This window comes from Enterococcus sp. 6D12_DIV0197 (genome assembly GCF_002174385.1).
Taxonomy (GTDB): Bacteria; Bacillota; Bacilli; order Lactobacillales; family Enterococcaceae; genus Enterococcus_D; species Enterococcus_D casseliflavus.
Genome location: NZ_NIBN01000001.1, coordinates 2,097,616 through 2,124,133, shown reverse-complemented (window position 1 = coordinate 2,124,133; position 26,518 = coordinate 2,097,616). Strand labels below are relative to the sequence as shown.

Sequence of the window (26,518 nt, the reverse complement as noted above, 5' to 3'; positions counted from 1 at the left end):
ATATAGATAAGAGGTGATTGCTATGGGTATGCTACAACCATATGAAGATCGGAAAAAGCTAAAGTGGCAAGGATTCTTTTTATCTGAGCATACAACTGAAATTGAAGAAGAGCCGACACGCACGTTTGATTGTCCGCCTAAGCCGTCACTCACAACGGAAGAAATCAATCAATGTTTATTCGAAGCAATGAAAAAGAACGTAACTGTGGCGATCCAACGAGAAGAAGTCAATGAAGAAGGCGGCTATCCCCCAGATATTGTCGGAAAAATCAGCGGATACGACACATTGGGCATTTATTTGACGGGAGAAACCACAGAAAAAATCCATTATGATGAGATTCGTCATGTTGCTTTTTATGAAGAGAAAAAATGGTTTGATCTCAACGAATGATCCGCTTTTTACTACTTACTAAAGGAGGAATACCTGATGCAAACACAAAAAGGCGCTGTCTCAAAAATAAGGATCGTCTCCTTTGCCCCCTCCCCTTTGGTCCGCTTTACACTAGGCACCACCAACTGTTTGATTGCGAAGCACAGTTTGAATTTTTTAGGGGATGTTGATGAGGGCATGTTTCTAACTGTGGGTGGCTATTGGAATAAGCGCCACCAATTCGTGGTGCAAAAGTATACGGTGTACGGCAAAACAAAAATCATGTTGGATATCGATGCCTATCGACAAAAAACAGTAAAGGCGGGTTCACTATGAGAGCAAGAGACCTCTTGACAGCACTGACAACGTCGTCGAGTGCAGCAGATTACCAAGGAATTTATTTAACTTACAAAGAAAACCTGATTCCTTTTACGACGATCGCACAAGATAGTCATAACCAATTGATTTTATTTTTCGAACCCAAAAAGCCTGCTCTGACTCTGAAAGAATTATATACACAGCTAATGCTGCATAAGAATTTGGACTTGCTCTATTGGGATGGCGAGTCACGACAAAAGGTATTGGGGTTTCGTGAACAAGAAGAAAAAATCATCCTTTAGTCCCCTCGCCTATTTTGGCACACAACAAACGTTGAAAATCTCGGCAAAAAGAAAAAAATGAAGTATACTTTGTGTAAAGACTAAAGGAGTTTATCATGAAAAATCAAAAGATTACCCAAATGAGTTTTGCGAAAGTCTATCCTCTGTATATTGCCAAAGCAGAACGGAAAAATCGGACAAAAGAAGAAGTAGATCAGATTATTACCTGGCTGACTGGGTATGACCAAGAAACACTCCAACAGATGGCTGATGATGTTTCTTTTGAACGCTTTTTTAAGCAAGCCCCTCAGCTCAATCCTGCACGAAAACAGATTACTGGTGTGATTTGCGGGATTCGGGTAGAAGAGATCGAAGAGCCAATAGTTCAAGAAATTCGTTACCTAGATAAACTGATCGATGAATTGGCGAAAGGAAAAGCCATGACGAAAATTCTGCGCTCTGCTGAATGAGGCGTTTTTTTCGAGTTGCTATTTAAGAATCAACGCTTTATACTAGAAATACCTTGGCAGGGGCAAATCATTGCTCAAAACACAGTGGGACAACACCCCACTGTGTTTTTTTATCCTGCTTTTCTTGACGACAGCTTGTAACCAGGCAGGCGATCTTAGTTTAGTTCAACCACTTAGCATGTAGTGCCCTTTGGAATTGGCCGCCTTTTCGTGAAAACACAAGAACGTTGGCTGAGGCTCTCCTCTTCTTTACTCAACAAGGCGCTCTTGACACGTACAAAAAAAGCACTCCTCTTATAGAAAGGAGTGCTAACTATTACTTTTTCATTTCTTTGATCTGTTCTTTTCGTTTCAAATACGCCAGCTCTTTTTCCATTTTGCGATAGCGAGCGAAGGCTGCTTCTGAAAGCTCACCGGCAGCAATAGCTGCTTTTACCGCACATTTCGGTTCTGTTTCATGCTGACAGTCTCTGAAGAAACAACCTTCAGCATATTGACTGATCGCTTCAAAGGATTGCTCGATCGAAGCTGACCGAACGGTACTGATGCCAACTTCCCGCATGCCAGGAGTATCGATGATCATTGCGCCAGAGGGCAGTGTGAACAACTGGCGACTCGTCGTCGTGTGTCGTCCTCGACTATCCTCTCGTATGTCATTGGTTTTTTGAACGGCTTGTTCCATGAGCTGATTTAATAAGCTGGACTTCCCGACGCCTGACGAACCGATAAATGCACTGATTTTTCCGTCTGAAAAGTAGGCTTCTGTCAGCAATTCGTTCGGTTCATAAATAGAAGTAGCGAATGCTTTCACACCAAAAGCATCGTTTAATGCTTGCAGCAGCTCTGCTTTTTCATCAGCTGTGACTTGATCGGCTTTGGTCAAGAGAATCACTGGGTTAGCGCCACTGTCCCAAGCGATCGTGACAAAGCGCTCTAACCGAGCGAAATTAAATTCTTCATTGGCACTAGTAGCAATAAAAACCGTGTCAATGTTCGCAGCGATCCCTTGTTCATCCGTCCGATTTCCGGCTACTTTTCGTTGTAAAAAACTCTTTCGTGGGAGCAAAGCATCAATCAAGAAATGATCTTGATCATACACCTGCCCTTGGACAAAATCACCAACAATAGGATAATCCTTTGGCGCTCGTGCCTGTTGACGAAATTTTCCTGAAACGGTTGCTAAACATTCTTCTCCTGTAGTCAGGCGGACTTTTGCGATATCCTTAGCCTGAAAGACCACGATTCCTTGTTTTTCCATGATTTCCCTCCAGTTAATTAGGAGGCCGCACTTAAAAAGAGAAACCTCCGAGTTGATGTTGCTTCATTTGATTTGTCATAGGACATTTCCCCTTTCTATGTTGTGCTCATCATGTGATGTCGCTTTATTATACCACTGGAACGGACAGTATGCTAAAGCAAATGACCCAAAAGAACATTTACTGAAACGAAGTAGATAAACAAGCCAGCAATATCTTTGATCGAGGTGATGATCGGTGCCGAGCCGGCTGCTTGGTCGATGTTTAGTTTAATAAGTACAAACGGGACTAAAAAGCCAAGTGCTGCCGCTAAGGTCATAGCAAAAACTAATGAAATCCCAACAGCGACCCCTAACATCGGGATCCCTTGCCAAAGTGAAGCAGCGGTTCCAGAGATGATCCCGACGATCAAGCCTAGACTCAAACCGATCCAAACTTCTTTAAAGAAATGTCTGGTGAAGGTTGAAAGATCAATATGCCCTAACGACATCCCCCGAACAAATACAGTAGAGGATTGTGTACCAACGTTTCCACCCATATCCATGATCAAAGGAATAAAAATCGCAACGGCTGCCACCGACTCTAACGTTTGTTCAAATTCATCAATGACGACCCCAGCTAAAAGTCCAGCCACTAAAGTGATCACTAAGAATGGCAAGCGGACTTTCCAGATTTGCCACAGGCTGCCATTGATCAAAACATTACTACGGTCTGCTTCGTTGGAGGCGACATCGACCAAACCAGCGGCATTAAACATGTCTTCCGTTGTTTCCAACTCGATGACATCGATCGCGTCATCGACGGTAATGATCCCAACGATTCTTGATTCCTTGTCTACGACTGGCAGCGCAATGATATCTAGTTCATTTAGCAAACGGGCTGCTTCTTCTTGGTCGGTGTCAGTGGTCACATAAATAACTTTTTGGGACATGATCTCACTGATGCGTTGATCCCCTTGTGCTATTAAGAGATCTTTCAGCGACAAAACACCTTCTAACGTTTTCGTTTGATCAGTAACATAAAGCGTATAGATCGTTTCTTTTTCTTTGGCTTGCATTCGCACTTTTTCCAATGCTTGATTGACTGTCATATCTTTTTTCAATGTAATGAATTCCGGTGTCATCAAGCGACCCGCAGTTTCGGCTTCATACCCTAGTAAGAGGTTTGTTGCAGCTCGTTCATCAGGCGCCAACGATTGTAAAAGTTTTTGTGTTACGGTCGCTGGCAACTCATCTAAAAGCCGTACACGAACATCTGGCGCCATCTCATTCACAAATTCGGTTGCTCGTTCATCGGTGAAAGAGCGTAATAAGTGTTGTTGGGTAGCTGGTGTCAAATCTTCAAACAGGATAAGGGCTTTGTCTTTCGGTAACAGTCGGAAAACGATCACTTTTTCATCCGCGGATAAGTTGCTGAATAATTGTAATAGCGGCAGCTCTTCCATTCCTGATACGAGTTCTTTTAACTTTTCAGAGTCTTTCTTATTTAAATAATGTAAGATGGTTTCTTGCTGGTTCATGGGATACACTCCTTCTCCTATAATTTTGGTCAAAGAAAGAAAGGCAATCGTTCAGAAAATTGTCCAGTTTTCTTTCGTTTGAACGTTGTCTGCTAGACAGCTGAAAGTTTGTTCCGCAGCTGGAGATGACTGTTATTAAAACAAGCATCAAAGGGATAGAGCAGCAACTTTATTCATTATATCACATAGTTTTTTTAAAATATGAAAAATATCACTCGCAGACGAAAAATTCTTTTAAAGGACGTCGCTTGTAAAGAAAACTGACTGAAGTTTGTCAAGAACAAAAGGCAAAAGAAGCTAGCAGACGCTGTAAAACATCCCCCGCAAATGGTATGATAAACTAGTTGTGATTTTTTTACTCACCGTTTATTCTAAACCTATATCAATGAAAAGAGAGGCAATAAAGAGATGGCAAAGAAAAAAACATTGATTGGATCGGTCACTGCGCTTCTCGCACTCGCAGCAGTTGGCTTTGGTTTCCTACAAAACAATGACCTATTTCCAAAGCAGGAAACGCAACAATCAGAGGTAAGCACCCCTTCTGCTAAAGATATTCGCGCAGACGAATTGGCACAGCTAACCTACCAAGGCACCCAAACAATTGAAGTCAATCAAAACATCCCTGAGTTTTCAGAAGACGACCTTTCACTTGAAAATGGTGCCTGGGAAGCATACGGCGACCTTGACCACCTCAATCGAGCGACTTCGGCTGAAGCAATGTTGAATCAATCCTTAATGCCTACGGAAAAACGTGGCGATATCTCCAGCGTGAAACCGACAGGCTGGCGTAATAAACAGCTCCCCAATGGGAAATATTTATATAATCGGACGCATTTGATTGGGTTTGCTTTAGCTGGCGAAAATGCAAACTGGAAGAATTTGATCACGGGAACTAGTCAATTGAACAATCCAGAGATGTTGCGCTTAGAAATGGATATCAACTACTATCTCAAGCAAGACAAAAACCATTATGTTCGATATTCTGTCACTCCAATCTATCGTGATGACGAGCTGGTTGCCCGTGGGGTACAGATGCAAGCCCAATCTATTGGCGACGATACGATCCAATTCAACTATTATATCTTCAACATCCAAGATAGCGTCACGATCAACTATGCGGATGGCAGCAGCGAGATTTCAAACGAAGATATGACGCAACAGGAGAATGCTACAAGTAGTGAGAACAACACGACAACAGCCACTTCTCAAAACAGTGAAACAGAGGAGAAACAGAAAGAATATGTCGATCAACAAGGAAATGGTTTGATCAAAGGATCAAGAAGCGGCATCTATCATTTGCCAGGATCTAAATACTATGATGATACGACGAATCCGAAAGAATGGTTCAAAACGATCGCTGAAGCGGAAGCTGCTGGCTACCGTGCACCAAAATAAAAAAGCCTAGAGGCTTTTTTATTTTGGTGTTAAGCTATTCTTCATTGCCATGCGTTTGTTTTTCGTCTGCTAAAAGTGCTTGTCGCAACGCTTTGACATAGGCCTTCCCTTCGTCTGTAAAACGAACCGAACGTGACTTAAAGCGATAAGCTCGGTAAATTAGGCCTATTTTTTCGAGACGCAGCAAATGACGATAAACCAAAGAGGTCGTTTTTATTTCTTCATTGGCACAGATTTCTCGTATGGTAGGTGCGCAACCTTGAGCTTGCATATATTCATCAATGAAAAGTAAGATTCGATCTTTTCTAGGCATAAGTCCTCCTTTCCGCAAAACAGTCTTCACTGCTGCAAATTCGTAAAAACCGATAAACTGCTACCTGGTCTGCTTTTTGTCCGATCAATACACTGAAAATCTATTGATCTGTCTCTTTTCCCCTTCTTCCAACGAGTAAAAGTTCTTTTTATACGCTGAAATTTTCCCCTTAACGAGAAAAGCATCGGCTAGCAGCGCTCTTTGGTATTGATTTTATCAAATTTAGCAGCAAAAAATAGCAAATTTCAAAATTATTTTCCTTTTTATTGACATAAAAATAAATAGAGCTATTATTTTTTCTTTGAATTTGTTATTCTAAATTTAAGTAAAGGAGGATTTTATGTTAGGGATCGGTTTATTTTTTGTAGGAATTACTTTGATAATCAACGGCTGGGGCAGCTTACTTCACATTGACTACCGCTCACTTGCTTTGATCAATCTTTTTACAGGTACGTTATCTTTTATTATCAATCTAATCTATATGCTTCAAGGCGCTTATTATGAAGCAGGCACTGGCTTTCTCTTTGCCTTCACGTATTTGTTGGTAGGGATCATTTACCTTTTTGATTTAGATCTACGTATTTATGGGATTTTTGCGCTATTCGTAGCCATCAATACCTTACCTTTTGCTTGGGTCTCTTGGCAATGGGAGCAAGATCCCCTCTTTGCATTGATTTGGTTAACATGGGGAGCGTTATGGTTTTGCGGCTTTTTGGATACGATCGTGAAGGTAAACTTCGGTCGTAAGATTCATTATTTTGCGATCGCTTGTGGTATCTTCACTACGTGGGTCCCAGGCTTGCTGATGCTAGTAGATCTCTATTAAAAAAAGAGTGATTATCTCAATGATAATCACTCTTTTTAATAGGAAAATTGTTTTTTTCTAAAAAGTGTTCAATCTCCTGCATCGCTTTCTGAGGACCATTTGTCGGGAAATCCTTCTTTAACTGATAGGCTTGTTGGCAAATCTTCGGAGCTCCAACCTCAGTCAGGGCAGCTTCCAGCTTTTTCTCAGTTAATGGTTTTGTCAGTGCGATTGCATTGCCATACGCCACGCAGTACTGAATATTGCAGCATTGCTCATAGTGCATCCCAATTCCGATAAACGGCTTCCCAGATGCACAAGCTGTTTGAACAGTCCCTTCCCCACCATGGATAAAAGAAAAATCGATATGCTCATGCAATAAATGACTTGGTAGATATTCGGTCAAGAACAGATTCTCTGAGTCGTTGTGTTTCTCCTTGAGTAGATGCGTAACCGGAGCAATGATCGCTAGTTCCGAACGGTTTCGCAAGAAAGCTAAGATTTTTCGCACCATGCGCGGATTCCCCGAACTGCCCATCGCAAAATAAACGATTCGTTTTCTTTCCCGCCGCTTTTGTTGAATAAAAGTCAACACTTCGTCTGGTAAAGAAGACCCGAGCTTCGCAAAAATCGGCCCAACGATTTGATAGTTTTCTGGCAGCTGCTCTTTCGTTAAAAATAAATCAGGAGTGGTGATGAGATTTAAATCAGCGTCCATCATTCGTAAGCTCGTTTCAGGCATAAAAAGTTTTTCTGTTTGGGCAGCGTGTTTGAATGCTCGGGGCATCCAGCGGGATTTTACCAATTGTTTTCTTGTCCAATACCAAAGTGGTTTCCTTAACGGTCCGAAGAAACGCAAACTAGAAGGGATAAACGCGCTATCTGATCGAAAAAAGGGATCACTCATCGCATAGGGTTTTACGTAGACTAAGGGAATCTGTTTGCTGCGAGCAGATAGAAAGATCGTGACATTCGATCCAGTTACAATGACCTGAGGAGCAAGTTTATCGATCAGCTTTTGTTCGCTCAGAATACGCGCGGCAACCATCTCTTTGGTGAAGGGATTTTTGATTGAGCGTAGTTGATCTAATTTTATGATCTGTTCCTCTTGTTTTTCTGTCAGAGTCGGCGTCAGCAAATGGTACGTAAAGCCACTTTCAGTGATAAGTGAAGCAAAGGTTTTTGAAAAACCAAAGAACTCGCAGTGGTGATTTCCTTGCATTTGTTTAGCGACTTCGATCATCCTTGTCGTTTCAGCCAAGTTGAATACCGCAGGCGCAAAAAGAATCGTTGGCATGAAATCCTCCTTATGTATCGAGTCCATCCACTCGTTTCTTTCAAGTATACTAAAAGTAGGCACATGTAGGAGAAGTTTTTTTGCAGATCTTCTCGTTCATCTTTTTACATTATTTAATTAAAAATTTGCTATAATAAAGAAAACCTTTCAAGGAGTAAACCAATGCGAAAAAAAATATCTTCCTTGCGGCTTAGTACATTATCAAGCGGGCTCATTCTCTTTGCTTTCTTTTTCTTGATTCAACAATTTTGGGAAATGGTTGTTTCTGACTTTGCACTTTTGCCTTCGCTGGCATTCATCCAAATTCTCTTGATGATCCTTTCAACCTTTCTCATTAGCAAGTTTGTTAAAAAACGCTCGTGGCGGCAATTGCTTTTTGGCAGCTACCTATTCATCATCGGCTCGCTATTTTCTTTCTGGCTAGCAAATAATCCATTGGAGCTGCAAGCAGTCATTCTTTATATGATAGGCGCTTTTTTTGGCGGCATTCTTTGGGAATATTTGGCCCAGCGCTTGGCAACAGATCTTCTGGCCAAAGAACATGAACCTCGTTAACAGAGGTTTTTTTCTTTTTCTGATAGAAAAGGCAAACATTCTTCGTATATAGTGTGAAGGGGTGAAAAAGGTGCAGGATGAAGAAATCATTGAACGAATCAAAAAGAAAGACTATGCCGGCTTAGAAGAACTGTTAGCTGTTTATGGTGATAGCATGCTGAGGACGATTCATAGTGTCCTCTCCCAACCGCATGAAGTGAGCGAGCGCCAAGATGTAGCGAACGAAGTTTTTTACGAGGTTTGGCAAAAGATTGCTGCGTACCAACCAGAAAGAAGCCGCTTGATTACTTGGCTGCTTTTGATCAGTCGTAGTCGTGCGATTGACCACAAGCGGAAGTTGAACAAGCGCTCACTGGAAGAAAAACCTGTTGATGAGCAGGAACTAGCTATTGAAGAATCACCTTTGACAAAGGAAAACTTTTTGGGCTTTATTGAAGACCTTGAAGCCCTCGATCAAAGGATCTTTCTGCTCTACTATTTTTACCAAGAGTCACCCGAAACCATCGCAGAGCAGACGGACTTAAATGTCTCAGCGATCTACAATCGTCTTTCCCGTGGCCGCAAACGCTTAAAAGAAAGGATGACTATCGATGGATTTTAAACAGTTAGTCTTAAATGAAAACAATTCACTGACAAAAATATCTGAACAAGAAAAAGCAGCAACCTTCGAGCTGTCCAAACAATATGTTTTCTTGCAAGATCTATTAGAGGAGCTTCGGACGCTTTTAGCAAAAGACGAAACGATTCTTGGCTATCTGCCTTTGACGCCAGATGGAAACCTCGCCTTCGCCAATCAAGGGCTTGGCGCCTATGCCTATGCAACAACCGAGAAAGCAAAAGCATACCGTGACATCTTTCATGATACCCGCGGCAATCGTTTGTTAGTTTTCACAGAAACCCGCATGCTTTTTCTGGTCATCATCGACTATTTAGAAAGTAACACCTATTTCAGTTACCCCTATGAGACCATCAAGGCGTTCACGATCAAGCCAAGAAAGCTGATGAAGCACGAATCACCAGAGGATAAAGAACAATTCCATTGGGGCTATTTCGACTTTCAGGCAGGGACGCACATTTTCTCAGAAGTACTGACGAAAAAAGACTACGAATTATTTACGTCCTATCACGAATCGATCCCTGCACTCAAAAAAATTCCGATTCAAAACAAAGTTTACCGAGCAGCGAAATATCAGTATTTCCTGAGTAATTGGCATTTCAGTTTTCGCTTGATGACCGCTTTCAACCTGCTTTTCCTGCTGCTGTTTGTATTAATGATTCTCGGATTTTTCTTACACATTGGTCCACTAAAAGGATTTTATTATAAGGATCTGTTGGACATAGGTATGGTCATTTCCCTTTTTCATAGTAAGAACATCTTGCCATAAAAAAGGACTGCTGCTCCTTCCTAAGCATTTCTTTTATATCAATTGAATAAAGCACCAGATTTTCTACAAAAGAGTACCCCTTGCAGGATTCAAGTCAAAATGAATGCTGCAAGAGGTATTTTTTGTCTCGGACTATTGGGATATTCCTAACCGTTCGTTTTTTCATTTCCTTTTGAAATTCTCAGATTTCTTGTGAACTTTTCAGAAGACTCCACTCATAATTTCATACATGCCTAATGGGATTATTTTTTCCTTCACGCTTGCTTTTTAGGAAGAAACGTTATGATGATTTTACTTGCTAGGAGGTGTGAAAAATCGAACTTATCGGACATTTGGTCTTTTGGATCCCGTTTTGTCTTTTTCTAGTGATTGGATCGTTTTTCATACAATGGCGGAAACGTTTCGTTTCAACCCTTATTGCAGCGATCCCGTTTCTCTTTTTTATGGTAAAAATATTCAATTATCGGCACTATGAGCCAGATTCTGTTTTCATCATCTATTTGGTCGGACTCTTCTTGTCAGCGATCTTACTGATTGCAGCTGTCCGCCGACTGTCAAAAAAAGCCTAAACCTAGGGTTACTAGAAAACAAAGACATTGCCTAAATGAAACCCAGCCTAACTTTAAGGTTCATTTAAGGTTCACGGACTATAGTCAATACGGACATAATAATTTAGAGCCTGTGCTAGCGGAAACTAGCGCAGGCTTGTTTGATTATTTATAGAAAATAGGACAAATCGCTAGCAGGTGTTGGGTAGGCAAAAATCATTTGGGCCAGCGCTTCTTTCGATAGCTGATTCTCCAACACAAAAACGAAGTGGTTGATCAACTCATCGGCCAATGCAGAAACAATCGTGACCGCAACGATGGTATCAGATGTGTCATAAACCAATTTGATTTTTGCATCTTGATCATTGATTCGTCGATAGGTATACCAAGAAGAAAGATCCATCACCTCGCTATGATACTCTGAGGCATTATCGGCAATCTCTTGCTCACTGATCCCGATTCTTGCTAGTTTTTCCGCACCAAAAACCAGCGTAGGGATCAGCGGATAGCGGATGGGTGTTTTCTGGTCATCTATATGATCGACAAGATAGGCGGCTTCAAAGCTGGCAACAGGCGTCAGTTTGGGCTGCTTTTTCGCTAGCACATCCCCAATTGCATAGATGTGTCTTTGACTAGTCTGCAAAAACTCATTTACTACGATCCCTTGTTTTGACGTTTCTACCCCTGCCTTTTCCAGTTGCAGCTGATCGCTATTGGGTCTGCGTCCCGTGGCACCAATCACTGCTTCTACGGTGAGAGACAATGCTTGTGTCTGGATCGTATAATGGTTTTGTTCTTTCGTGATTCGCCGCGTGTTCTGATTAAAGTGGAACGAAACGCCTTGGTCCTGCATTGAACGAACCATTTCTGCGGTCAATTCAGCATCAAATCCTTTTAGCGGCTGGTCATTATGATGGATCACATGAACTTCAGCACCTGCTGCTTGAGCGATCATCGCCAATTCAAAGGTAATATACCCAGCACCTATAAAAGCAATCGTTGCTGGCATCTTTTCAAAGGAAAGAAAATCAGTACTGCTTTGTAAATGCTCCTTGCCGACGATTGGCAGTACCGCTGGACGCTGTCCTGTCGCAATAATTATTTTTTCTGCTTGAATCTCTTCTGCGTCCACGACGACCGTATGGGCATCACGAAAAGCGGCTTGTCCGTAGTAAGTAGTGATGCCTTCTGCTAGTAACCCTTGTTTGGTTGACTCCGGCACCCGATCGGTATACGAGCGTTTAAACGCCATCAGTGCCGGCCATTCAATGGATACCTGCCCTTGAACGCCATTGCCTTGCATACGTTTCGCCTCTGTTTTGACTTCTACGCCTCGCATCAGTAGTTTTTTTGGATCGCACCCGCGATTGGGGCACGTGCCACCCCATAAATCGGCTTCAACGATCGCCACTGTCTTTCCTTTGGCTTTTAACCCGTAGGCAGCAGCCGTTCCAGCTGGACCCGCTCCGATAATCAGTACATCCACCTTTTTCATCTGTCTCCTCCTTCTCCTAAAAAAAATTCCTACGCTTTCTCTTCCCTTCAAGTATAGCGAATCACGGTCAGCCGACAAAACAATTCGCCTTTTGCGGCTCCTGCGAATGATCACAATCAGCCCTTGAAGTTGCGTTTGATATGGTATACTTTTCTTGTCAGTTTAACGACAAAGGAGAATGAATGACTGTGAGTTTTAAACGTTTTTTTCAGCTCTTTCTTTTTTATTTTCTCTCGATTCTGGTGGCATATGGCCTGATTGCATTTCTAGCAGTAGATAATTTTTGGCTGGCGGTCTGTTTGATGACGCTTGTCGGCTACCTCACCTTGGGTATCCCACTAACCTTATTGAGTTTAAAGAAGAAAAAATAAGACAACAGACAAAGACACCAGCAACTTTTCTAAGAAGCTGGTGTCTTTCCTCATTGATGCGATTATCCTAATACGATCTGGGCATCTGCCAATGCTTTTTCCACTACTTCCATCACCATCTTGCTATGGGCAAGGCGTTCCTTGACAAAGGCGTGATCATTTTCGTGAATGGCTTGTGCAAAACGGACAAATTCTTCAAACATACGATGTCCGTGAACGCTGCGATCCTTATGGCTTTTTGCCCCATGGACCGGTTCAACGTCATAGCTGGCAAGCATATTCGTCGGCCCATTGACGATGATCGATCCTTTCGTCCCTTGGATCGTTGAGCGAATCGTCGCTGTCGAATCTTTGGCGCCGATACAAACGACTTTTGTTTGTTCATAGTCTAAAAACAGCATGCCAGAAGTATCGATCCCCTCTTCGACATTAGCGAAATAGCGGACGCTTTTTGGTTTTCCTAAAAGCCCGACGACAAAATGAATATTATAGATATTGATATCCATCAATGCCCCACCACCCATTTTCGGGTTAAATGCAGGTAAAACGGTTCCCTCTTTGAATAAATCATAACGAGAAGAATACTGTGAATAGTTGCATTCAATCACTTTTAGCTCTCCCAATGTTTCAAGCTCCGCTTTTATTCCTTGATAGTTGGCTAAGTACTGATTTGTGATGGCTTCCATCAAAAGCACCTCATGGGCAGCAGCCAATTCTGCTAATTCTACTAATTCTCGTGTCTGCAACGTAAATGGCTTTTCACAAATGACGTGTTTGCCAGCGAGGATTGCTTCTTTGGCAAAGGAATAATGCAAATGATTGGGCAGTGCGACATACACGGTGTCAACGGATGGATCCGCCAAACATGCCCCTAACTCTGTGTAGACGGTTTGAATCCCGTATTGCTGTTTTAAGTGATTCATTTTTTCTAAATCATTTTCTGTCCCAAAAATAGCGGACAGTTCAAGTTGTGGGACATCCCCTGCCACCGTTAAAAAATCATGGACGATCATGCCTGCCCCTAAAATCGCTAAGTTCATCTTGCTTCCCCTTTTCTATCTTCTTAAATCATTTGTTTCAATACTTCGGTGATCACTTTATGATCCTCTAAATGAGCCAAACCTGACACACAGATAGCACCCGTGACTTTTCTGTCTTCGATAATTGGAAAACCACCACCACAAATTGCATAATGTTCGTCTTGTGCCCATTTAGCAAATTGTATAACTCTATCTTTTTGCGCATAGACGTACAGTGAACTATGCCCGCTTTCTAATACCGTTCGTTCTTTTCTTTCAAGCCAAGGGCTCTCTTTTCGCCCTGCCATTAAAAATCGAATGATCGGCAAGCCCTGATGAACAACTTTGATCCCTACCGGCTTCGGGTAGTTCCTTTTAACGTACTGATCGATGGCAATAACCAACCGCAATGCGAGGTCATTGTCAAAATGAGCAAACTGCAGCTGCTGTTCTTCTTGCAGGATTTCTGAAGGTTCGATTCGGATCTACTCCTTTACGTTGAGTCAGTTGATGCCTTCAGGCGCTTTGCTTGTCAAAAGCCCCATAATCACCCTGCCTTATGACTCAGTAATCACTTGATTGATGCCTGTTTCTAGCATTTCGATTTGTAAAATCGTTTCTTCGTCTTTCACGATTTTCTCTTTGCCATGGATGATCGTTTCATAGACGCCCTCATACACACGGCTATAATCACCAATTTCAGAGATGACTTTTTCTTCATGGTAGTTCCCGTTAGCATCCATATAAGTTAGTGTGCCATAGTGCTCTGGCAAATCGATCCCAAAATCGGCATGATCTGGGAGATAAAACTGTTTTAGATGCTCTTCTTGTCGATCCTTGGTTTGTTTTACAAAAACGCCGTTTTCGCCATAAACGACAAAACTAGGCCGCTCTTTTAATCGGAAGTAACTAGATTTGACTGAGACTTTCATTCGACCATAAAACAGATCCAAATCGAAGTAATCATTCATGCGATTTTTTCCAAGCAATTGCCGAACCTCATAATGGACATCGTCTGGTTGCCCAAAATAGGAGATCACTTGGTCCAGTGTATGACAAGCGTGTCCGTACAAGTAGCTAGTATTCAATGAAAATTCGGTCACTGACCGTGGAATCTCTGGACGAAAATAATCATAATGCATCTCTACTTCTAAGAGATCTCCGAGCACGCCGCTTTCGATCACTTTTTGCGTGGTCAAAAAATCGGAATCAAAGCGGCGATTTTGATAGCATTGCACAAACATGCCTTTCTCCTGCGCCAGTGCGAACAATTCCTTTGCTTGTGCCGAAGTTTCCGTAAAAGGTTTTTCGATCAAGACATTTTTCCCATGAAGCAAGACATCCTTGCCTAATTCATAATGCAAATGACTGGGGGTCGTGACCACAACTAATTGAATTTCAGGATCACGGTAGATATCCTCTAAGTCAGAGGTGTAATGAACACCTTCTAGAGTTGGCCAGGTCAGCTTTCCGCTTGGTGAATAGATCGTCTTTACTTTGATCTTATCCTGCAGCTTGGTTGAAAAAGGCAGATGGTAGCGATTGGTGCTTTTTCCGTTTCCGAGATATGCGATAGTTAACATTATGACGCCTCCTATGAATTGATAGCTTGATTATTGCTGATATCCTTCGAAATGAGAAGTCTTTTGCCAAAAACAGGTTCTTTTGACCAGACTTTTTCGCAAACTGCTGAGTGGTTCTGAACATTTTTACCAAATTGCCAAAAAGGTACAGTTTTTGCTTTTGGTTTTCTTTGTCCTAGGCTATGATTAGAAAGAGGTGGTTTGATGTTATTAGGAGATAAATTACGGCTTCAAGAAGGATTGACCAATACGGAAAAACGGATTGCCGATTATATTTTGCAAAATATCAATGATGTGCCTTCGTTGACGATTGAAGTCATCGCTAAGCATACATACACATCCCACTCTTCCGTCATTCGTCTAGCCAAAAAGATGGGGTATGAAGGATTTAAAAGTTTTCGCTTAGGTCTGGCTGAAATTGCCCATAATCAGATGTTCAACCCAACCTTTGTTGACGCGAATTTTCCCTTTTCGCCTAAGGATCAAACACCTGACATTTTGAAAAAAATGGCCGATCTAACGATCAACTCGATCCACAAAACCCATGCTCAGGTCGCTCCAGAAATGATGGAAGCAGTGGTGCAATCGTTGGAAGCTGCGCAACGGATTTTCTTATTTGCTCGCGGCGATTCTCAGATCCGGGCAAGAAGTTTTCAAAATAAGTTGGTCAAAATCAATAAGTATCTGATCGTTGCTGATGAATATGGGGATGATGCGTGGAATGCATCGAACGTCACGCAAAATGATTGTGCCGTGTTTATTACCTACCGTGGGAAAAATACGCAATACGAAAAAATCATGCAGCACTTTCGTGATGTCGGGGTACCAGTGATCGTGATTTCTGGAAACGCCCATGCGAAAATCATCCCATTAGCGACCCATGCGATCATCGCTTCTCATGATGAACGTGATTTTCTCAAAGTCGGCACCTTTTCTTCACAGGTCGCCTTTGAGTATATTTTAGATTCACTGTTTGCATTGCTGTATGCCAAAGAATACCAAAAAAATATTGTCGAGTTAAGAAAAAAACAAACTGTTTTGGAATCAGGGATTCTCTCAGAATACCCGTCAACTGAAGAAAAGAGGGAAATGAAATGATCAATTGGGGAATTATTGGTGCCGGAAATATCGCCAATCGCTTTGCTGCAAGTTTAGAAAATTTTCAAGACGCCCAGCTTTATGGGGTTGCTTGTCGTACGATGGAAAAAGCGCAAGCGTTTCAAGCAAAATTTCCGTGTGATGCCGTCTTTGATGACTACCAAAACCTATTAGATGATCCAACTATCGATGTCGTTTATATTGCTTTGCCACATTTGTATCATTATGAATGGATCATCAAAGCCTTTCAAGCGAAAAAAGCTGTTTTATGTGAAAAACCAGCAACCTTGACTGCACAAGAAATGCGCGATGTACAAAAACAAGCTCAAGCACACGAAGTCTTCTTTATGGAAGCCATGAAGCCACGCTTCACCCCAGCGTATCGCAAACTAAAAGAACTTGTGGATGGTGGTCATATCGGTGAGCTAACAAGTGTCACGACTACTTTTCGCCGCCATTTACCAGTCGAAGGCAGTTCTTACCATTATCTGCCAAAACAAGGGGGTGCTTTACTGGATATGGGGATCTATAACTTAGCCTTTATACAAGATTTTTCACCAGAAAATTTAACTGCTGAATTGATCGATTACAGCCTTTATGAAACTGGGGTTGATACCTACGTTGAAGCACGCTTTGTCCGTGAAGACTTCGTTGCAGTGATTGAGACCGGATTTGACCAAACAAAAGAGACGGTGGCGGAGTTACAAGGAACAAAAGGGAAAATCACGATCCCCAACTTCCATCGCCCCGCTTCTTTTACCGTGACGATTGACCAAGAAGACACGGTCTATGATATTGGGTACGAGATCGATGATTTCCATTCAGAGATTCAAGCAGTTCACACCGCTCTTGCACAAGGACAACTCGAAAATCCCCTGATGTCCTTAACGGATAGTATTGCCTGTATCGCTTTAGCAGATGAACTAAGAAGCTTACTAGATGCGGAAAAAAAAGACAATTAAGATCATGCCCCATCGTTTTTGAATAGAACTGACCAGTGGCTACCACTCGGTCAGTTTTTTTGTCAAAAATTGAGCGCTTTCTTTGACGCTATTGAAATGGTTATATTATATTTATTGAGTATATTTTTATACAAATAAAAAAGAAAGGAAAACACTTATGACTCCAGAAATTATAACGTATCTTATTTGTTTATTGACCTTCGCTTATCTAGCTGTGACGGTTTTTACTTTTGTAAAAAATCGCCGGACAGGTGACGGCTATCGCCTCCGTATTTTTTACGTGTTGGCAGCAGCACTCGTCTTTTTGCTTTCCGTTTATGCAATCGCTACCGGTCAAACCTATGACGACTTAGTGACATCGATAAATGATCTTTTTCAATAAAACAACGACGGCACGAACCCCAGCGGATCTCTTCGTTTGTGAAGCTGTGGTTGAGGGAAGGATCAAAACAGAAACGAGCCAATGAAAGACTGCTAATCGATGGCTTTTCCATCAGGATCTGCTAAGCCGAATCAATGTCTTTCAATAAATGATGTCTGATTTTTTATGGAGGTGTGCATGCTCATTCAGCTTAAAGAAGCGAAGCTTTCCGATCTGCTTTCAATCTACTTGATACAAAAAGCGGCCTTCAAATCCCTCTTTCTCCGTTATCAAGACAAAGAAACTTCTCCCTATTTACAAAGTTTCGAGAAGCTAAACGCAAAGTTTTCTGCGTCGAATACCACTTATTTTTTAATCATGACCGCTCAGAAAACCGTGGGCTTCCTAAAACTGACGGTTGAGCAGGAACATACGACGAAGCTATCTTCCATCGCCCTTCTTCCCTCCTACGAGAACCGCGGGATTGGTAGACAAGCAATGATCTTGATTGAAAGGAACGTACAAACAGATACGATTCGTTTGAATACGATCCTGCAAGAATCCAAACTGGTTCACTTTTATCATTCTTTGGGGTATTTCCCAACAGGCAGGTTTCAAAGCCCCTCTTCAGCAATCTGCTTTGTCTCCTTTACGAAAAAAATTGCTGCGAAATAAAAAAGCCATCTCGCCTTTCATCGGCAGAGATGGTTTTTTCTATCAATTGCCATCCTTTACAGCAATCATTTTTATTGGTCCTGCAAGGTGTCATCGGATTTTTTACGCAATCGCGGAATCTCTTTCACATTCATTAAATCTAAAAAGAAAGTGAACAATGGGATCCCGATGATCAAGCCCCACAAGCCAAAGAGATGTTCGCTAAGATACAGGAGAATAAACGTGTAAAACATCGGGATCTCTGTTTTATTAGCCATCAAGCGCGGATTTAAGATATAGGATTCCAACGCATGAACAAACACTATGATCAATAGAATGTAGATCACGTCATTAAATCCGCCGATAGAATAGGCAATAAACGTCAATGGAATACACGAGATGATCACACCAGCAACAGGAATCAAGCTGAGAAAGAAAATCATCAACGCCAAACTCAACAGCTGCGGAAAGCCCATCACCGCTAAGGCGAAAACAGTGATCGCTGTATTGACTAAGGCGATCACCAACTGCGTCTCGATCACATTTCCGAAAGCCCGCGTAAACTTAGCTCCTAAATAGTAAACATCTTCAAAGAACCACGCCCCTCGCCCTTGCAAAAACAGCCGAGAAAACGCAACGGTCTTTTTGTTATCGATCATAAAGAAGAAGCTAAGCAGAAAGGAGATCAGCACAGTCAACGCCAACTCACCGAAATTATACAGATAATTGATCACGACTAGAACGCCGCTTTGTAATTTCTGGATGTATTCGCTGGTCTGCAATAAATTCAAGACATATTCGATCAATTCATTATTGGAGTCTGTCCGTTGGTAGAAATCAGCAACGGAATTGACTAATTGGACGGATTGTTTGATGATGATGGGTACATAATTTGTTGCTACTAAATAAAGAACAAAAACAATCAAGCTGTAGGTCAGGATGCTCGTAAGCTTGATGGGCAGATGGCTTTTTCGATGGAGCAAAAGAACCAGCCGATAAATCAGATACGTAAAGATAAAGGTCAGCAAAAGAATGGTCATCAGACTGCGAAACAAAAAAAGAATGCCCGCAAGCATAAACAGGACCGTCCAGCGCCGCAACACAAGATTTTGAAGAAAAGCATTATAGTATTTCATCTGTAACTCCTTTATTCGTTGCAATGGAGCAACGAAGCATTTCAGTAGTGCCTAAGAATTATCTAATCATTAAACTATGCAAATAGCAAGAGATTTTATTTTTCTTAATCGAGCGAAAAAATGAAACAAAAAATCCTTAGAAGAATCGTTGCCTTTCTTCTAAGGAAAAGAGTTATTGGTGAACGGTCGTTCCTTCGTTTACGGGTAAAACCGAGTTGATGGACAATAAAAAGAAGCTGGCAGCCAACAGATCAGCACTGCCGCCGGGAGACACATTTTCTGACTGGCAGAAGGCTGCTAGTGCATGAAATGCTGGGTTCGGCAACGCTTGCTGATTGGCTTTTTGTGCGAGTTGCTGAACCAGTGCCAGTACCTCTTGATTGCTGCGGTATAAAATACACGTATCGTCCAGCGTAGCGATGATTGCCAACAGCATGTGGAGCCTTTTTTTGGTCTCATTGGAACAATCCCGAGAAAAATAATCCGCTAGAGCGATTTGAACATGAGGGAACCCAGCAGCAGCTTCCCCATACGCACCGAGATGTCCATATTTGGCTTGAACAGTTTTGCCATGACTTTCTGTTTGTTGAATCAGCGCACGATCAGGAAATGCAGTGAGAAATTGGATATCAGAAAAGACTTCTGGTAAAAAAATCCGCTGTTTGCGACTTAGTTGGCTACTGACGGCGCTGATGAGCAAGCCTAATGCCCAGATGGCTCCTTTATGAGTGTTGATGCCACAAGTGGCTGCCAACATCGCCTGTTCTGCCTTCCGACCGATTGCAGCGAGTGCTTCCCGCAACTCTTGAGACATGCTGCTTCCCCAAGACACCAAGGCCATTTCTTCAAAGTATGGCGTCAATGCTCGAGCTGATCGTAGAAAGAGTGCTCGATCCATGTCGTGATGGGCACCTGAATCAATGGCATCCACTAACCCAGGTTTTGGGGACAATGTCACTTCTGCAATCAAGGCTTCTTCTACCAATTGGGCGAGTCGTCGACAATTTTCTTCTACAGCTAATGCAAACATCCAACTCCTCCTCTAGTTTTTGATTTGACCTTTGATCGTTACCCATAAAACATGCAAAACATAGCTTGTTAAAAAACCACAGCTGGCAGTTGCCAAATAAGCGACGATGATCATGATGCCCATTGGCAGTTGCAGCAATAAATCTTTGAAGCATAGCAACAAGACTTGAAAGACAAAAACATTGGCAAGATAGGTCCGATACGCATAAGTAGACAGCCACTTAAACGTCCCTAACTGTGGGGCATTGTTTTTGATCATGGTTGATCCAAACATAAAGACTGCAAAAATCAATACTAAGCTATATAAGCTTTGCAATGTATTTAAATACGGTGCATGAGCGAAACTTAGATCACCTGCATAATGTAGCAGATGATTGGCAGATAATAGCCCTAATGCTAAGCCCACTGGCAAGAAAGCATAGCGAATCTTGTATAGGAAGCGATAGACGGTTTCGTGATAAATCAAAGCGGCTTCGCCATAGATCCCATAGATCACAAAGCTAAAGACAAACCGATCCAATAAATACCAGCTTTCATGATGCGGTCCTTCAAAAACTTGGCGATCGTAAAACACATACCAAGCGACATACAAAGCAGTTGCGACGATCAATACTGGCCAAACAGCTTTTTTCTTCGTCAACACTTTGTAACCTAACCAGACAAAAAACGGCATCAACAATTGGATCTGCAGCATCATGATCGTATACCACAAGTGTGGCGCCGCATCCCCCGTCACATATTTCAGTAAAAACGTTGCTGTATCAGTATAAGGTTTTCCTTGTTGGACAGCGGGAAACAGCCATAAATAAGCCGTCGTCCAAAGCACATATGGCACGACAAGTTCAAAAAACTTTTCTTTCAAAAATTCTAGATAAGACAGATGTTGACTTGTCTTAACCATGTTATAAACAATAGCAAAAATAAACAGGGGTGCGGTAAATTTCACCAAGACATAAAAGGTACCGATGAATGCTGCAGTCTTTTCATCTTGGGTATTGGATAAGGCAAAAGTCAAAATCGTTTGCATCATTACTGCTGTCACGGCAAATACTTTTTGGAAATCACTGATGTTGATTTTTAAATCGTTGTTCTCAAACATGTTTTTCGCTCACTTTTCTAATAATTACCAAATCTCAGTGGTGAGTTTTGGCCCTTCGTCTGTTTTTACTAAGATTTTTTTTGATGGATGTTCCAAATACTCCTTTAAGGCAAACCCGCCTTGTTTTGTGATAACTTGAACATCGATTTGTTGAAAAAAGGCTGCCTGCTTTTCCAATAGTTCCAGTGGCAGCTTTTCTTTCGTGTCGGCATAAAGCAACAGATCTAAATCACTGGTCGGCTTGATTGCTGCCTGTTTTGCAGCCAATTCAAAACCCAAGCTGCCACCGATTCCCCAAGAATAGTGCTTCAATAAAAGCCGTGCTTGTTGATAGTTGCGGTAAACTGGATAATTGGCTACTTCATTGAATCGAAAGCTCTCACGAGTGATCAATTCCCAAGGATGGATCGTTCGTTTGATCATGTTGCAGGGTGCCTCAAAGGCAAACCGTTCTTGCCGCTTTTCCCCGCGCAACCCCACTGGTAAATAGCTGGGGTTACGGGGTTTCCCACGACGGACGGTCGCAAAAAGCTGTTCTTTTTCAGAAAACCATTTCGGAATATCAATCATATCAAGAACTTCTTTATCTAATTGAACGATATCGTGGGCACGGTTCATTCGTTACTCATTCCATTCTGCATTCATTTTTTCAAATACGTTATTCGTTTCCAGCCGGCCGCTCTTTTTAGCGATCGGATTGGTGTAGCGACTGGTCAACATCGTGTCATTCGTTTTACGCACATCATCAATCGCCTCATTGATCGCTTCGATTACAGTCGCTTTGCTTTCAGAGGTGACAGACTGATCCGTAATGGAGGATAAGAAAGTGAAGATTGCCCCAAGTTTCGTATAATTTTTGATATCATAAGCAATACTTGGTACTTTTTCCGCAGCGGCTTCAATCGCGGCAATCGACCGTTTGGTGACCCGACTTGCACTTTCTTTTGACATTGCTTGAACAGTGATCTTTTCACTATTTAATGCGATCAGACGACTTGATTGCAAGCCATGCGCTAAGAAAGCCCCAGAGATCGCATTACCAGCGATAAAACCGATCACTGGATGACCCGCTTGGCGTAGTTTGGCATAAGCTGCCGCACTATTTGCTAAAGCTGCATGAATACCAATCAATTCTTCATTATAGCCATACGCTTGGCTAGGGACATCGATGACCGCAATGATTGGCCGTTTGATTGCTTTAACTTTGTCTTCTTGATAAACAGTCTCTAACAGGTGGCCCATCTCGTACCCTTCGACTAAACCAACTTCTCCATTGCGTACCCGATACATCGGATTATTTGGGTTTGGCACGATCGCTGTAACAACGACTTCTTCAGTAAAAAGGTCAGATGCAGCTGCATAGACTGTTGCACTAGTTGAGGTTGGGAACTGCAGATTCGTCAATGCTGAAAACCAATGATAACCGATACTGTCAGCAGCAGCTTCTTGGCCTTCTGTTACAGTAATAGGTGCCACTTCAGTTGCTTTATGCGTTGCAAGAGCCTTATTGTATGCCTCGATAGTCAGCGGCTTTGATAGATCAAGTTCGTTTAAAAGAGAAAGATAAAAACCACTTTTTTCGCTGCGATGACTGTCTTTCTTTTCAACCATCGCCGCAATCACAGCTTCTTGGATCGATTCGACACTGTCAGTCACTAGTTCATCGATCATTTGTGCTTCCAAACGTTGTTTGGCGCCAATGGTATTCCAAATCAAATCTTTATCACTGGAATCAAATTCTCTCACGCCAGCTTCTTGTTCGATGACTTCAGGACCGTTCAAACCGATACGGGCTTTCTTCGTCGCTATCAAGTAGCTCATAAGTGCTGAGGTAATCGACATACCGCCAAAAGAACCCACCCGACCTGGCACTAAGCCAATCACTGGCACATACGATTTTATTGCAACGATCAAATTGCCGATTTCTGCGATCGACAATAAGCCGTAATTCGCTTCTTGGAGGCGTACCCCACCAGTATCTAGGATGATGATCGGTGTGATCGGATTGCCCTTTTGGTTTTCTTCCAACACATGCGTCAATGCAGCGATGATTTTAGCACCAGAAACTTCACCGATACCGCCACCTTGGAATTTCCCTTCCATAGCGATCACGACCACGTTTTCTCCAGAAATCGTTCCACGGCAAACAACGATCCCATCATCGCTTTGTGGCACGATGTCTTGAGCCACCAGATTGGGTGCGATCATTTGGTCGAATGGATCGATCAATTCACGACCGCTCTTGACATCCAATAATGCGTGCACCCGTTCTCGGGCATTTAATTCTACAAAACTATTCTTCATCTGCTAGTTCCTCCATTGCTTGGGTTAATCGTAGGTAAACCACACCGGGAGTGGCGCCAAAGTCGTTGATCACTATTTGCGCACTGATTGGATAGCGCTCAAAAAAACGTGTCAAGACATTTTGCCACACATCGCCAAAGCCGTCACTTCCTGTACACACTGAAACGGTGGTTTCTTGTTTGTCCGTTGGAAAAAGCAGAATTTCCAAGTCACCAGAACCAACCACGCCAACATGGACTTTTTTGGTGACTGGTTTCGTTGTTTGATACGTATAAGCTAATTTTTCCATCTCTTCTTCTCTCCTCTTGCTCTTATTAAGACCACGTTCTGAATTTCATTGGCGGTTCATACAACCCATCGGACCATTCGATCAAATCATCAACGGTTTGAGCTGCTAGCAATGATCGTTTGGCATCACTGCGTTTGATCCCTAAGTCTTCTGGTAATTTCACGATTCCCGCTTTGCGCAAGGCATCCAGAGAAGCTTTTGTGCTGGTCATTCCTAGTGGGGTTACACCACCGATGGCTGCGATTGCTGCTTGTTTTTCCTCTTTTGAGTTTGCTTTATAAAGATAAGCGATGCCTTCTTCTGTCACGATATGCGTCGTATCTTCGCTATAGATCATAATTGGGGCATTGGCTAAACCAGCTTGCTTTTGGACAGCCAACGCATCTAACGTTTCTACAAAAACAGGTTTTTTATTGGACCCATACGTTTCAACCATTTGAACGACTAATTTTTGTCCTTTTGCTAAAGGATCTGTTTCATCCCGCAAGGATTGCCAAGCTGGAGTCGAATGCCGACGGCCCCCCGGATTATGCCCCATATTTGGTGCACCACCAAACCCAGATAAGCGGCCTTTCGTCACTGTAGAAGAATTTCCTTGATAATCTAGTTGTAAGGTCGAACCGATAAACATATCGATGGCATATTGACCTGCAGTTTGTGATAATGCTCGATTGCTGCGCATCGTGCCGTCTTTTCCGACAAAGAATACATCGGGTCGAGCGGCAATATATTTTTCCATACCAACTTCCCCACCAAAACTGTGGATGCTTTCGACCCAACCAGATTCGATAGCTGGAATCATCGTTGGATGAGGATTCAAGACCCAGTTTTTCGCTACTTTTCCTTTAATTCCAAGCGTTTCTCCATAGGTTGGTAAAAGTAACTCGATCGCAGCGGTGTTAAAACCGATCCCATGATTCAACGATTGTACTTCATGTTCTGCATAGATTCCTTTTAATGCCATCATCGCCATCAAAATTTGTAATTCCGTAATGTTTTGCGGATCTCTCGTAAAGAGGGCTTCTAATTGATACGGTTGGTCTGCTACCACGACGACATCGATCCAATCGCTGGGAATGTCGACCCGCGGCAAACGATCGACCACTTCATTAACTTGAACGATCACAATCCCATCTTTAAAGGCTGCTGCTTCGACGATCGTTGGCGTTTCTTCCGTATTGTAACCTGTATAAAGATTTCCTTGGCGATCGGCTTTGTCCGCCGCCACAAGGACCACATTCGGAATCAAGTCAATAAATAAGCGACCATATAATTCCAAATACGTATGAATGTCCCCTAATTTCATAGTTTTGTCTTCAATCATTTGGGCAACGCGCGTACTTTGTGCGCCTGCATAAGAAAAATCGATTTTCGCTGCAATGCCTTTTTCAAATATCGTCAAATGTTCTGGACGGGAGATACTCGACATGATCATATGCAAATTATTGACTTTTTGAGCATCGACTTGTTCTAAGCTTTTTGATAGGAAGCTTGCTTGTTTTTGATTGTCGCCTTCAAGGACCACTTTGTCTCCCGGACGGATCAACTGTTCTAAGACTTCAATGATCGCTTCCGTTGGGACATATTTTCCATCGAGAAGATGCTCGATTTTTTTCATGGTTTGGGCCTTCTTTTCACGTTTACTTGCCCAGTTTCTTGCAGGTTTTTCCATTCTATTCATCTCCATTTTTGATATAGGAATAAAGCATCATCCAAGCCATGTTGATCCAAATTGATCACACGGATCGCTTTGTTTTCACCAAATTTTGCTTGGATCAGTTTTGTTAGGGTATTGCCAGGAGGAAATTCAAGAGCCAAATCAAGTCCTGCTTCGTAGGCAACATCCATGATCTTGTTCCACTGCACCGGATAAGCAATATTTTGCAGCAAATCTCGACGGATCTCTTCAGGGTTCATGGTCATCCGACCATCCGTATTTTTGAGGTAGGGACAGATAGGCACATCAAGGAATACCGTGTTCATAAATGGCGCAAACCGTTTCACGGGTTCTGCCATCAACACACAATGGGACGGGACAGGCACTGCTAAAAGTTTGGCGGTTTGCGCATGATAATCTTTCGCTTGAGCTAGCGTCTTGCGCAAGCCTTTGATATGACCAGAGATCGTATGCTGCATGGGGCAATTTTCATTTGATAAATAGACGGGAGCAGCAGGATCAAATGTTTTTGCCACGAGCGCTTCTGCTTCACTTCTCGTTACACCAACCAGTACCCCCATGGCATAATCAGTCGGATAGGCTTCTTTCATCAATGTCGCCCGATGATAGACCAAGCTAGCGGCATTTTCGAAACTCAAGCTTTCACAAGCTAACGCAGCGGAAAAAGCGCCAATCGAATGCCCCGCCACAAGCTGAGGTTGCACATCAGATGCTTTCATCTGGTCCGTGTAAAAAGCCGCTTTTACTAAAAGGGCCAACTGAATAGAGACGGTATCTTGTTTGAGATCCCCCGATACAGGGTGTAAATCAAAGCCTGTCGCCTGTTCTAGCCGATGGAAATAACTGGCAGGCACGTCCTCAAGCATCTTGCTGGTCTGACTGCCTTGTCCTGGGTATAAGAAACCTGTACTCATGAAACACCTCCTAA

31 protein-coding genes are annotated in these 26,518 nt (G+C 42.5%); 15 read left to right on the top strand and 16 right to left on the bottom strand.

The window, feature by feature from the left end:
- The first annotated feature begins 22 nt into the window (after positions 1-22).
- The 4 genes from A5867_RS09815 (at position 23) to A5867_RS09800 (ending at position 1,439) form a co-directional block, all read left to right on the top strand.
- Positions 23-391, top strand: a complete 369-nt coding sequence (locus A5867_RS09815; protein ID WP_015509697.1) for a hypothetical protein — start codon at positions 23-25, stop codon at positions 389-391.
- Positions 392-427: 36 nt separating this feature from the next.
- Positions 428-706 (top strand): hypothetical protein, encoded by a 279-nt coding sequence (locus tag A5867_RS09810; protein ID WP_010748343.1) that lies wholly within the window; start codon positions 428-430, stop codon positions 704-706.
- Positions 703-990, top strand: coding sequence for a hypothetical protein (locus A5867_RS09805; RefSeq protein WP_005226077.1), 288 nt, complete (start codon positions 703-705; stop codon positions 988-990). The genes A5867_RS09810 and A5867_RS09805 overlap by 4 nt, the downstream gene beginning before the upstream one ends.
- 95 nt (positions 991-1,085) lie before the next feature.
- On the top strand, positions 1,086-1,439 hold the full coding sequence (locus tag A5867_RS09800; protein WP_015509694.1) for a DUF2200 domain-containing protein: 354 nt from the start codon (positions 1,086-1,088) through the stop codon (positions 1,437-1,439).
- Between the two features lie 316 nt (positions 1,440-1,755).
- Here the strand turns inward: A5867_RS09800 and rsgA are convergent, their stop codons facing one another.
- Positions 1,756-2,697, bottom strand: a complete 942-nt coding sequence (rsgA, locus tag A5867_RS09795; protein WP_015509693.1) for a ribosome small subunit-dependent GTPase A — start codon at positions 2,695-2,697, stop codon at positions 1,756-1,758.
- A 152-nt stretch (positions 2,698-2,849) separates the two neighbouring features.
- Positions 2,850-4,214 carry a magnesium transporter gene (gene mgtE / locus A5867_RS09790; protein ID WP_010748340.1) on the bottom strand — a complete coding sequence of 455 codons (1,365 nt, stop codon included), beginning with the start codon at positions 4,212-4,214 and terminating at the stop codon, positions 2,850-2,852.
- A gap of 408 nt (positions 4,215-4,622) precedes the next feature.
- On the opposite strand from mgtE, the gene A5867_RS09785 reads away from it, so the two are divergent.
- Positions 4,623-5,609 (top strand): DNA/RNA non-specific endonuclease, encoded by a 987-nt coding sequence (locus A5867_RS09785; protein WP_074933894.1) that lies wholly within the window; start codon positions 4,623-4,625, stop codon positions 5,607-5,609.
- Positions 5,610-5,643: 34 nt separating this feature from the next.
- Here A5867_RS09785 and A5867_RS09780 read toward each other — a convergent pair whose 3' ends face one another.
- Positions 5,644-5,922: a LexA DNA binding domain protein gene (locus A5867_RS09780; RefSeq protein ID WP_087627507.1), complete on the bottom strand. Its 279-nt coding sequence runs from the start codon at positions 5,920-5,922 to the stop codon at positions 5,644-5,646.
- Between the two features lie 340 nt (positions 5,923-6,262).
- On the opposite strand from A5867_RS09780, the gene A5867_RS09775 reads away from it, so the two are divergent.
- Positions 6,263-6,748, top strand: coding sequence for an AmiS/UreI family transporter (locus tag A5867_RS09775; RefSeq protein ID WP_005226071.1), 486 nt, complete (start codon positions 6,263-6,265; stop codon positions 6,746-6,748).
- Positions 6,749-6,764: 16 nt separating this feature from the next.
- On the opposite strand, the gene A5867_RS09770 is transcribed toward A5867_RS09775, so the two are convergent.
- Entirely contained in the window at positions 6,765-8,024 is a 1,260-nt protein-coding gene (locus A5867_RS09770) for a glycosyl transferase (RefSeq protein ID WP_087627506.1), read from the bottom strand.
- 162 nt (positions 8,025-8,186) lie between these two features.
- On the opposite strand from A5867_RS09770, the gene A5867_RS09765 reads away from it, so the two are divergent.
- From A5867_RS09765 to A5867_RS18105, 4 genes are all read left to right on the top strand, one after another.
- Positions 8,187-8,579, top strand: coding sequence for a hypothetical protein (locus A5867_RS09765; RefSeq protein WP_087627505.1), 393 nt, complete (start codon positions 8,187-8,189; stop codon positions 8,577-8,579).
- A 61-nt stretch (positions 8,580-8,640) separates the two neighbouring features.
- Entirely contained in the window at positions 8,641-9,180 is a 540-nt protein-coding gene (locus tag A5867_RS09760) for a sigma-70 family RNA polymerase sigma factor (RefSeq protein ID WP_016609350.1), read from the top strand.
- A complete protein-coding gene (locus A5867_RS09755) occupies positions 9,170-9,964 on the top strand; it encodes a hypothetical protein (RefSeq protein ID WP_005226067.1) in 795 nt (264 codons plus the stop codon). The genes A5867_RS09760 and A5867_RS09755 overlap by 11 nt, the downstream gene beginning before the upstream one ends.
- A gap of 307 nt (positions 9,965-10,271) precedes the next feature.
- On the top strand, positions 10,272-10,439 hold the full coding sequence (locus tag A5867_RS18105) for a hypothetical protein (RefSeq protein ID WP_005235914.1): 168 nt from the start codon (positions 10,272-10,274) through the stop codon (positions 10,437-10,439).
- A gap of 242 nt (positions 10,440-10,681) precedes the next feature.
- On the opposite strand, the gene A5867_RS09740 is transcribed toward A5867_RS18105, so the two are convergent.
- Positions 10,682-12,007, bottom strand: coding sequence for an NAD(P)/FAD-dependent oxidoreductase (locus A5867_RS09740; protein ID WP_087627504.1), 1,326 nt, complete (start codon positions 12,005-12,007; stop codon positions 10,682-10,684).
- A 182-nt stretch (positions 12,008-12,189) separates the two neighbouring features.
- On the opposite strand from A5867_RS09740, the gene A5867_RS09735 reads away from it, so the two are divergent.
- The gene (locus A5867_RS09735) at positions 12,190-12,378 is read left to right on the top strand and encodes a hypothetical protein (RefSeq protein WP_087627503.1); all 189 of its coding nucleotides are present in this window, start codon (positions 12,190-12,192) and stop codon (positions 12,376-12,378) included.
- Between the two features lie 62 nt (positions 12,379-12,440).
- Here A5867_RS09735 and A5867_RS09730 read toward each other — a convergent pair whose 3' ends face one another.
- The 3 genes from A5867_RS09730 to A5867_RS09720 form a co-directional block, all read right to left on the bottom strand.
- Entirely contained in the window at positions 12,441-13,418 is a 978-nt protein-coding gene (locus A5867_RS09730; protein ID WP_087627502.1) for a Gfo/Idh/MocA family oxidoreductase, read from the bottom strand.
- A gap of 23 nt (positions 13,419-13,441) precedes the next feature.
- Positions 13,442-13,840 carry a heme-binding protein gene (locus A5867_RS09725; protein WP_087627501.1) on the bottom strand — a complete coding sequence of 133 codons (399 nt, stop codon included), beginning with the start codon at positions 13,838-13,840 and terminating at the stop codon, positions 13,442-13,444.
- Positions 13,841-13,954: 114 nt separating this feature from the next.
- Positions 13,955-14,980, bottom strand: coding sequence for a Gfo/Idh/MocA family oxidoreductase (locus A5867_RS09720; RefSeq protein ID WP_087627500.1), 1,026 nt, complete (start codon positions 14,978-14,980; stop codon positions 13,955-13,957).
- Between the two features lie 204 nt (positions 14,981-15,184).
- Here A5867_RS09720 and A5867_RS09715 point away from each other — a divergent pair, with 204 nt between their 5' ends.
- The 4 genes from A5867_RS09715 to A5867_RS09700 all read left to right on the top strand — a co-directional run bounded on the left by A5867_RS09715 (position 15,185) and on the right by A5867_RS09700 (position 18,076).
- Complete coding sequence (locus A5867_RS09715; protein ID WP_010748330.1) at positions 15,185-16,078, top strand: MurR/RpiR family transcriptional regulator; 894 nt, start codon at positions 15,185-15,187, stop codon at positions 16,076-16,078.
- Positions 16,075-17,040 (top strand): Gfo/Idh/MocA family oxidoreductase, encoded by a 966-nt coding sequence (locus tag A5867_RS09710; RefSeq protein WP_087627499.1) that lies wholly within the window; start codon positions 16,075-16,077, stop codon positions 17,038-17,040. The genes A5867_RS09715 and A5867_RS09710 overlap by 4 nt, the downstream gene beginning before the upstream one ends.
- A 157-nt stretch (positions 17,041-17,197) precedes the next feature.
- A complete protein-coding gene (locus tag A5867_RS09705; RefSeq protein WP_005226057.1) occupies positions 17,198-17,422 on the top strand; it encodes a hypothetical protein in 225 nt (74 codons plus the stop codon).
- A 177-nt stretch (positions 17,423-17,599) separates the two neighbouring features.
- Positions 17,600-18,076: a GNAT family N-acetyltransferase gene (locus tag A5867_RS09700; RefSeq protein ID WP_087627498.1), complete on the top strand. Its 477-nt coding sequence runs from the start codon at positions 17,600-17,602 to the stop codon at positions 18,074-18,076.
- Positions 18,077-18,147: 71 nt separating this feature from the next.
- Here the strand turns inward: A5867_RS09700 and A5867_RS09695 are convergent, their stop codons facing one another.
- From A5867_RS09695 to A5867_RS09660, 8 genes are all read right to left on the bottom strand, one after another.
- Complete coding sequence (locus A5867_RS09695) at positions 18,148-19,191, bottom strand: AI-2E family transporter (protein WP_087627497.1); 1,044 nt, start codon at positions 19,189-19,191, stop codon at positions 18,148-18,150.
- 172 nt (positions 19,192-19,363) lie between these two features.
- The gene (locus A5867_RS09690; protein ID WP_087627496.1) at positions 19,364-20,221 is read right to left on the bottom strand and encodes a triphosphoribosyl-dephospho-CoA synthase; all 858 of its coding nucleotides are present in this window, start codon (positions 20,219-20,221) and stop codon (positions 19,364-19,366) included.
- Between the two features lie 12 nt (positions 20,222-20,233).
- The gene (locus A5867_RS09685; RefSeq protein ID WP_010748325.1) at positions 20,234-21,319 is read right to left on the bottom strand and encodes an acyltransferase family protein; all 1,086 of its coding nucleotides are present in this window, start codon (positions 21,317-21,319) and stop codon (positions 20,234-20,236) included.
- A gap of 24 nt (positions 21,320-21,343) precedes the next feature.
- A complete protein-coding gene (locus A5867_RS09680; RefSeq protein ID WP_005231351.1) occupies positions 21,344-21,937 on the bottom strand; it encodes a malonate decarboxylase holo-ACP synthase in 594 nt (197 codons plus the stop codon).
- A 3-nt stretch (positions 21,938-21,940) separates the two neighbouring features.
- On the bottom strand, positions 21,941-23,623 hold the full coding sequence (mdcD, locus tag A5867_RS09675; protein ID WP_087627495.1) for a biotin-independent malonate decarboxylase subunit beta: 1,683 nt from the start codon (positions 23,621-23,623) through the stop codon (positions 21,941-21,943).
- Positions 23,613-23,912 carry a malonate decarboxylase subunit delta gene (locus tag A5867_RS09670; protein ID WP_005226050.1) on the bottom strand — a complete coding sequence of 100 codons (300 nt, stop codon included), beginning with the start codon at positions 23,910-23,912 and terminating at the stop codon, positions 23,613-23,615. Before A5867_RS09670 ends, mdcD begins: the two co-directional genes overlap by 11 nt.
- 25 nt (positions 23,913-23,937) lie before the next feature.
- Positions 23,938-25,584, bottom strand: a complete 1,647-nt coding sequence (mdcA, locus tag A5867_RS09665; RefSeq protein ID WP_015509676.1) for a malonate decarboxylase subunit alpha — start codon at positions 25,582-25,584, stop codon at positions 23,938-23,940.
- Positions 25,585-25,589: 5 nt separating this feature from the next.
- Positions 25,590-26,504, bottom strand: a complete 915-nt coding sequence (locus A5867_RS09660) for an acyltransferase domain-containing protein (RefSeq protein ID WP_087627494.1) — start codon at positions 26,502-26,504, stop codon at positions 25,590-25,592.
- Between the last annotated feature and the right edge of the window lie 14 nt (positions 26,505-26,518).

Excerpts from the sequence above, each read along its gene's own strand:
- A5867_RS09815 (WP_015509697.1), top strand. The coding sequence starts at position 23 with ATGGGTATGCTACAACCATATGAAGATCGGAAAAAGCTAAAGTGGCAA.
- A5867_RS09810 (WP_010748343.1), top strand. The coding sequence starts at position 428 with ATGCAAACACAAAAAGGCGCTGTCTCAAAAATAAGGATCGTCTCCTTT.
- A5867_RS09805 (WP_005226077.1), top strand. The coding sequence starts at position 703 with ATGAGAGCAAGAGACCTCTTGACAGCACTGACAACGTCGTCGAGTGCA.
- A5867_RS09800 (WP_015509694.1), top strand. The coding sequence starts at position 1,086 with ATGAAAAATCAAAAGATTACCCAAATGAGTTTTGCGAAAGTCTATCCT.
- rsgA (WP_015509693.1), bottom strand. The coding sequence starts at position 2,697 with ATGGAAAAACAAGGAATCGTGGTCTTTCAGGCTAAGGATATCGCAAAA.
- mgtE (WP_010748340.1), bottom strand. The coding sequence starts at position 4,214 with ATGAACCAGCAAGAAACCATCTTACATTATTTAAATAAGAAAGACTCT.
- A5867_RS09785 (WP_074933894.1), top strand. The coding sequence starts at position 4,623 with ATGGCAAAGAAAAAAACATTGATTGGATCGGTCACTGCGCTTCTCGCA.
- A5867_RS09780 (WP_087627507.1), bottom strand. The coding sequence starts at position 5,922 with ATGCCTAGAAAAGATCGAATCTTACTTTTCATTGATGAATATATGCAA.
- A5867_RS09775 (WP_005226071.1), top strand. The coding sequence starts at position 6,263 with ATGTTAGGGATCGGTTTATTTTTTGTAGGAATTACTTTGATAATCAAC.
- A5867_RS09770 (WP_087627506.1), bottom strand. The coding sequence starts at position 8,024 with ATGCCAACGATTCTTTTTGCGCCTGCGGTATTCAACTTGGCTGAAACG.
- A5867_RS09765 (WP_087627505.1), top strand. The coding sequence starts at position 8,187 with ATGCGAAAAAAAATATCTTCCTTGCGGCTTAGTACATTATCAAGCGGG.
- A5867_RS09755 (WP_005226067.1), top strand. The coding sequence starts at position 9,170 with ATGGATTTTAAACAGTTAGTCTTAAATGAAAACAATTCACTGACAAAA.
- A5867_RS09740 (WP_087627504.1), bottom strand. The coding sequence starts at position 12,007 with ATGAAAAAGGTGGATGTACTGATTATCGGAGCGGGTCCAGCTGGAACG.
- A5867_RS09735 (WP_087627503.1), top strand. The coding sequence starts at position 12,190 with ATGACTGTGAGTTTTAAACGTTTTTTTCAGCTCTTTCTTTTTTATTTT.
- A5867_RS09730 (WP_087627502.1), bottom strand. The coding sequence starts at position 13,418 with ATGAACTTAGCGATTTTAGGGGCAGGCATGATCGTCCATGATTTTTTA.
- A5867_RS09720 (WP_087627500.1), bottom strand. The coding sequence starts at position 14,980 with ATGTTAACTATCGCATATCTCGGAAACGGAAAAAGCACCAATCGCTAC.
- A5867_RS09715 (WP_010748330.1), top strand. The coding sequence starts at position 15,185 with ATGTTATTAGGAGATAAATTACGGCTTCAAGAAGGATTGACCAATACG.
- A5867_RS09710 (WP_087627499.1), top strand. The coding sequence starts at position 16,075 with ATGATCAATTGGGGAATTATTGGTGCCGGAAATATCGCCAATCGCTTT.
- A5867_RS09705 (WP_005226057.1), top strand. The coding sequence starts at position 17,198 with ATGACTCCAGAAATTATAACGTATCTTATTTGTTTATTGACCTTCGCT.
- A5867_RS09700 (WP_087627498.1), top strand. The coding sequence starts at position 17,600 with ATGCTCATTCAGCTTAAAGAAGCGAAGCTTTCCGATCTGCTTTCAATC.
- A5867_RS09695 (WP_087627497.1), bottom strand. The coding sequence starts at position 19,191 with ATGAAATACTATAATGCTTTTCTTCAAAATCTTGTGTTGCGGCGCTGG.
- A5867_RS09690 (WP_087627496.1), bottom strand. The coding sequence starts at position 20,221 with ATGTTTGCATTAGCTGTAGAAGAAAATTGTCGACGACTCGCCCAATTG.
- A5867_RS09685 (WP_010748325.1), bottom strand. The coding sequence starts at position 21,319 with ATGTTTGAGAACAACGATTTAAAAATCAACATCAGTGATTTCCAAAAA.
- A5867_RS09680 (WP_005231351.1), bottom strand. The coding sequence starts at position 21,937 with ATGAACCGTGCCCACGATATCGTTCAATTAGATAAAGAAGTTCTTGAT.
- mdcD (WP_087627495.1), bottom strand. The coding sequence starts at position 23,623 with ATGAAGAATAGTTTTGTAGAATTAAATGCCCGAGAACGGGTGCACGCA.
- A5867_RS09670 (WP_005226050.1), bottom strand. The coding sequence starts at position 23,912 with ATGGAAAAATTAGCTTATACGTATCAAACAACGAAACCAGTCACCAAA.
- mdcA (WP_015509676.1), bottom strand. The coding sequence starts at position 25,584 with ATGGAAAAACCTGCAAGAAACTGGGCAAGTAAACGTGAAAAGAAGGCC.
- A5867_RS09660 (WP_087627494.1), bottom strand. The coding sequence starts at position 26,504 with ATGAGTACAGGTTTCTTATACCCAGGACAAGGCAGTCAGACCAGCAAG.